Below are 2838 nucleotides of genomic sequence, written 5' to 3'. Positions count from 1 at the left end.
GCAGGCATAACGGCATCAATTGACAAGGCAACCAGTGACATTAAAAAAGCCATAAGGGCTATGAATTCCCCTGAGCTAAGGGGAGTTGTCGGACGTGCGAATAACATGGGACTCTCAAAAAGGCATAAATATATGTCTTTTCATATAAGAGCTCCTGTAAGAAGAGGCAAGTAGAGGTATTTTTATTGATCTATGAGCTTCGCGAAGAGTTCGTCTTGATCCAGTTGTAAACCTTTTTGACATGCGGCGACGCATCGTCTCTTTGTTGAAGACAATAAGACCGATCACTTCGCACCGAGTGTGGCCAGGCAATTACAAGATCGTTCTGTTCAAGATGCTCTTCAATAAGCCCTTTCCAGCCAAGGGCAAGACCTTGATTCCTTATAGCGGCTTGAATGACAAGGCTATAATTGCTTAGGCCAACAGCGGTTGTTTGTGTTGATTTTTTTACGCCTTGCTGTTTTAGCCAGCTTTCCCAATTATGCCAGATTGCGTCTGGTGATGCGGTTAAATCAAGTAAGGGATTATTCCCTATATCTGAAACATTTTGAAAGGGACCATGTTCTTCAAGAAATTGGGGGCTGCATATTGCAAAGACTTCTTCTTCAAAAAGAATATGATTTCGCGTATCTGTCTGAGGTGACGTTTTTAACGAAATGATGAGGTCGCTTTGAAATGTAAGCGGGTTATTGGGGGTTTGGGACGTGAAAACCTGAATATCTATACCGCGTAGATCATTCCTCAGTTCTGCCAAACGTGGGACTAGCCAGTGCCCCGCAAAGGCAAAATCAGTGCTGATGCGCACTTGTTTCGTTGATTTTCTATTCTCGATATTCCCAAAAATATCGCGAAGGGATTGAAGGTTTTCGTGTGCAGAATCAAAGAGAGCTTTTCCTGTGGGGGTTAGCTTCACACCGCGATTTTGGCGCAGGAAAAGAGGCTCGCCAACAAAAGCTTCCAGTCGTTTGATTTTTTGGCTGAGAGCTGGTTGAGTGATTTTGAGCTGTGCAGCGGCTTTGGTTAGGCTTCCCAGTCTGCTTGCGACATCGAAGGCGTGTAATTCAGCGATGTGGGTGTGAAGCTTGTTGTCTAAATTATTTATGACAGCCATATGGAATCTCAGTCTACAAGCTGGAATTTATTTGTAATACAATTTTGATCGTAATTTTTGTTATGTCTTGAGGTCAATCGAATTGTTGATATCTCAGATGATGTTTTTTAGATAGAGGATCCTGGCAATGAGCGCGCAACCAAACATTTTGATCATCATGGTTGATCAGTTAAACGGAACATTATTCCCAGATGGTCCTGCTGATTTTCTTCATGCGCCTCATCTCAAGGCTCTGGCACAAAAGTCTGTGCGCTTTCAAAATAACTATACGGCAAGTCCCCTTTGTGCGCCGGGACGTGCGTCATTTATGGCGGGGCAGCTGCCTTCGAGAACAAGGGTTTATGATAATGCGGCTGAATATGCGTCAGACATTCCGACCTATGCACACCATCTGCGGAGGGCAGGGTATTACACCTGTCTGAGCGGAAAGATGCATTTTGTTGGACCGGATCAGCTTCATGGTTTTGAAGATCGTCTGACGACGGATATCTATCCTGCTGATTTTGGGTGGACGCCTGATTACAGAAAGCCCGGCGAGCGCATTGACTGGTGGTATCATAACCTTGGTTCTGTCACTGAAGCCGGAGTGGCGGAAATAAGTAATCAGATGGAATATGATGATGAAGTCGCATTTCATGCCCAACAAAAACTTTATCAACTTGCTCGTGAGCAAGGTAATGAAAAACGTCCTTGGTGTTTGACTGTTAGCTTTACGCATCCACACGACCCTTACGTTGCCCGTCGTGAATTTTGGGATCTCTATAACGATTGTGAACACTTGGAGCCAGTGGTTGATCAGATTCCTTATGATGATCAAGACCCACATTCCCAACGTATATATCTTGCGAATGACTATGAGAATTTCGATATCAAGCCCGAGAATGTGAGGCGATCGCGTCAGGCATATTTCGCGAATATTTCCTATTTGGATCATAAGGTCGGCGAGCTTGTCAGTGTTCTTGATCGTTGTCGGATACGCGATGATACGATCATCGTTTTCTGTTCTGATCATGGCGATATGCTGGGGGAACGCGGGCTGTGGTTCAAGATGAATTTCTTCGAAGGTTCCGCGCGTGTTCCCTTGATGATTTCAGTTCCGAACAGTGATACGGGGTTGGTAAATACGCCTGTTTCAAATCTGGATGTCGTTCCGACCCTCGCTGATCTTGCCGGTGTTGATTTGAGCCAAGTTGAACCCTGGACGGATGGCGAGAGCTTGATTCCGTTAATGCAGGGACGGGAACGGGTCAGCCCGGTTTATATGGAATATGCTGCAGAAGGTTCTTATGCGCCGTTGGTGGCTATTCGTGAGGAAAAATATAAATTCACATTCTGTGAATTGGACCCGCGGCAACTCTTTGATCTAGAAGTAGATCCTCATGAGTTAAATAATTTAGCTGAAGAGAGACGTTATTCAGGCTTGGTCAAAGAATTTATGGCGAAAGTCCAAGATAGATGGGACATGTCCTTGTTTGATGCGCAAGTGCGTGAAAGTCAGGCGCGTCGCTGGGTTGTTTATGAAGCCTTGCGCAACGGCGGTTATTTTCCTTGGGACTTTCAGCCTTTACAAAAGGCATCAGAGCGATACATGCGTAACCATATGGATCTTAATGTTCTGGAAGGAAATGCGCGCTTCCCCCGTGGCGAATAAGGTTCTGTTTGGAGGCCAAAGAAGGACACCCGATATTAAATATCGGGTGTGTCGCTTGTGGGGTGATTTGGTTTTG

Annotated in this window: 2 protein-coding genes; one reads left to right on the top strand and one right to left on the bottom strand. The window is 45.3% G+C overall.

All coding sequences use genetic code 11. From position 1 onward, the window contains the following. Positions 1-190: 190 nt before the first annotated feature. Positions 191-1111: a LysR substrate-binding domain-containing protein gene (locus Q0241_RS14510; RefSeq protein WP_299378734.1), complete on the bottom strand. Its 921-nt coding sequence runs from the start codon at positions 1109-1111 to the stop codon at positions 191-193. A gap of 127 nt (positions 1112-1238) precedes the next feature. On the opposite strand from Q0241_RS14510, the gene betC reads away from it, so the two are divergent. Next, entirely contained in the window at positions 1239-2762 is a 1524-nt protein-coding gene (gene betC / locus Q0241_RS14505; protein ID WP_299378732.1) for a choline-sulfatase, read from the top strand. Positions 2763-2838: the final 76 nt, after the last annotated feature.

Source organism: uncultured Kiloniella sp. (assembly GCF_937128705.1).
Classification (GTDB): Bacteria; Pseudomonadota; Alphaproteobacteria; order Kiloniellales; family Kiloniellaceae; genus Kiloniella.
Note: the sequence above shows the minus strand (reverse complement) of the source record. Positions and strands in the feature narration are given on the sequence as shown.